The organism is Candidatus Chloroploca sp. Khr17, from assembly GCF_004138165.1.
Lineage (GTDB): Bacteria > Chloroflexota > Chloroflexia > Chloroflexales > Chloroflexaceae > Chloroploca.
Genome location: NZ_RYFF01000104.1, coordinates 1 through 2,818 on the forward strand (window position 1 = coordinate 1; position 2,818 = coordinate 2,818).

Consider the following 2,818-nt stretch of genomic DNA (forward strand, 5'->3'; position numbering starts at 1 on the left):
TCGGTAGGCAGTGGCACGTCGGTAGGCAGTGGCACGTCGGTAGGTAGTGGCACGTCGGTAGGCAGTGGCACGTCGGTAGGTAGTGGCACGTCGGTAGGCAGTGGCACGTCGGTTGGAGGTGGCACGTCGGTAGGTAGTGGCACGTCGGTAGGTAGTGGCACGTCGGTAGGCAGTGGCACGTCGGTTGGAGGTGGTGGCTCACCGGTCTCCGTCAGGGACATCAGCCCATCATCTGATGGCGTATCGGCAACAACCAGCCTCATGCTCCCGCTCATCACAATGATGATCAGGAGCATGAGAGCGAAGATGGAGGCAAAAGCAAAGTGTTTCATACATCTACCGCATAATCAAAGGTAGAACGACACGGAAACGCATCTCGCTCAGCGGCATGGTCGCCGTTGCCGGACCGTATGTGTTGAGTGTCCCATCGAGTTCGCTTTCCTCCAACCAGTAGTTGTAGCTGGTGCCAGGCACGGCCGTTGTATCAGTCCAGCTATAGGATGCCCCCATCTGCGGATTGCCGCGGGCCAGGATGGTCTGGTCGGTGATGCGCACGGCGTTGGCAGGATTGGTGTCGAGGCTCCGCAGGATATGGAAGCCCCAGGTGGACTGCTCGGCGGCGGTTGTCCAGTTCAGGCTTATGCCAGACGAGGCCGGTGTGGCCGTGAACTGTACCAGCTTGATCGCAGTTGGTGAGACGAGGCCTGCCCAGAGGGTCAGATTGATGTCACCCGGTGCGAGCGTGACGGCGATGGTCTGGCCTGTCACCGGGTCGGTATTGCTGTCACCGCCAGGCACGGTAAAGGTGTAGCCCGGAGGCAGGTTGGTAAACCCGACCAGATAGGTTCCAGGGACGAGATAGTCAAAGCGATACAGGCCGTTTTCGTCCGTAACCATGGTGATTGGGCGGCCATCTGGCCCAAGGACGGGCGCGCCATCGCCATAGTAGAGCGTAACGAGCACATCGGGCACGCCTGCTTCACCTGGATCGCGATAGCCATTGCCGTTGGTATCATACCAGATGCCCTGACCAAGCGACGCGGGATGGAAGATGCCAAAGTCAAGGGTCATATTGCCGTTGAAGTCATCCCCATCCATCGCCTCGCCTGGTTCTTGCTGGCTCCACAGGGTGATGGTGCCACTACGAATGAGCGTCTCGCTCACCTGGGTTCCATTGTCATCATGATCACGGTCGTCGTTCGGGCTGGGTGCCGGTTCGTAAGGGCCAGTCGCTGAACCAGGCAACCCTGTGCTGCTGGTGAAGTCTTCGGCGATAATGATTTCAACCAGATAATCGCCAGGGACAAGTTGCGCAAAGCGGTAGTTGCCCTGAGCATCAGTCGTTGTGCTGGCGATGGCTGCACCGTCGGGCAGGCCATCATTGTCACGATCGGTGTAGAGCAGAACTTCAATGTTTTCTAGTCCTTGCTCGTCAGGATCGATCAGGCCGTTATTATTGAGATCCAACCAGACGCGATCGCCAACGGCGACCCGCTGGAAGAGACCGGCGTCGTAACGCTGATCAGACTGACCCGGTTCGAGGGTGATGCTTTCGGTGCGACCAGTCAATGGGTCGGCGTCACTATCCTGCGCGGCATCATCCCCTTGCCCTTGTGGGCTCAGTTCGTAGCCGGCAGGTGGAGTAAACTCGATGCTGTAGATGCCAGGATCAAGATAGGTGAATTGATAGATGCCGTTTTCGTTCGTCATTGTGGTGCTAATGACGGTTGTTCCATCCTCCCCAAACAGGGTGACGACAACATTGGCAAGCCCGGTTTCGCCTACGTCCTGTAGGCCGTTGGCGTTGCGGTCGAGCCAGACGAGGTCACCCAGTTGGGCCGGTTGGTAGATCCCGGCGTCCCAGGTTAGGTCGCTGGTTGCCGTAGGCAGCGTGATCGGGCTCGTCAGCCCGGTGCTTTGATCGGCATCGCTATCAAGCGCTTGATCAGAGGTGCCACCGGTGATGCTGCGGACAAAGCCGTCGGGTAGACCAAAGCCAATGATGTAATTGCCTGGTTCAAGCTCGTCAAACCGATAGAGGCCATCACTGTCAGTGGTCGTGGTGCGCATGACCGTTGTTCCATCGGCGGCATAGAGCGTGACGGCGACACCGGCGACGCCGAGTTCACCCTCGTCCTGGATACCGTTGGCGTTGCGGTCGTCCCACGCTCGATCACCCAGGCTTGAGCGCTGGTAGAGCCCGGCGTCCCAACTGAGATCTTCTTCACCCGAGGTGAGCGTGGTGCGGTCCATCACGCCGGTGCTGTCCGCGTCAGAGTTGGTGGCGGCGGTTGCCTGCGGCGCATGGCGCTGCGTGAAGACATAGCCGTCAGGCGCGGTGACGGTGACGGTGTAGACGCCCGGGGCCAGGGTGGTAAAGGTGTAGAACCCGCTCGCGTCGGTGGTGGTCGTCAGGGTGACGGTCGCCCCGGCCCCGGTGCGCCCATCCAGCGTGATGGTCACGTCGGCGAAGCCAGCTTCACCGCTGGTCTGGAGGCCGTCGCTGTTGGTGTCCTGCCAGACGCGGTCGCCGAGCGTGGCGGGCCGATAGAGCCCGGCGTCCCAGGTCAGGTCTGCTTCACCCGAGGTGAGGATGGTGCTGACCATCGCGCCACCGCTGCCCGCGTCGCTGTCGGCATCAGGCTCGCCCTGGTTGCGGGCGGTGACGAGGTAACCCGCGGGCGCGGTGACGGTGACGGTGTAGGTGCCGGGCACCAGGTTGGTAAAGGTGTAGAGCCCGCTGGCGTCGGTGGTCGTGGTCAGGCTGACCGTCGCGCCGAGGCTGTCCACCCCGGTGAGCGTGACGAGCACATCGGCG

Annotated in this window: 2 protein-coding genes; both read right to left on the reverse strand. The window is 61.1% G+C overall.

Annotated elements, in window-relative coordinates:
- Positions 1-332, reverse strand: a 332-nt coding sequence (locus EKD05_RS26950; RefSeq protein ID WP_240695928.1) for a hypothetical protein, incomplete at its 3' end; no start/stop codon positions are given.
- 4 nt (positions 333-336) lie between these two features.
- On the reverse strand, positions 337-2,818 hold a 2,482-nt coding region (locus tag EKD05_RS24790), incomplete at its 5' end, for an SdrD B-like domain-containing protein (protein WP_255427269.1).